The following is a 280-nucleotide window of genomic DNA, read 5'->3' on the forward strand; positions in this document are numbered from 1 at the left end:
TCCGGCATTTCCTTACACCGCCTTCAGCAAAATGACCGATGGCGACATGCAGGCGCTGTACGCTTATCTGATGTCGCAACCGGCGGTGCGCCAGAGCAATCCGGCCAATCAGATGCGTTTCCCGTTTAACCTGCGGCCGCTGATGGCCGGCTGGAACGCGCTGTTCCTGCGCCAGGGAGAATATCAACCCGATCCGCAACAAAGCGCGCAGTGGAACCGCGGCGCCTATCTGGTCAACGGGCTCGGCCACTGCGCCGCCTGCCATTCGCCGCGCAATGTG

General features: G+C 62.1%; 1 pseudogene. It reads left to right on the top strand.

Annotation, left to right across the window (positions count from 1 at the left end):
• Positions 1–280: pseudogene (locus JYB63_RS23055) on the top strand (cytochrome c); the annotation flags it as partial.

This window comes from Aliamphritea spongicola (assembly GCF_017051665.1).
In the GTDB taxonomy this organism is placed as follows: Bacteria; Pseudomonadota; Gammaproteobacteria; order Pseudomonadales; family Balneatricaceae; genus Amphritea; species Amphritea spongicola.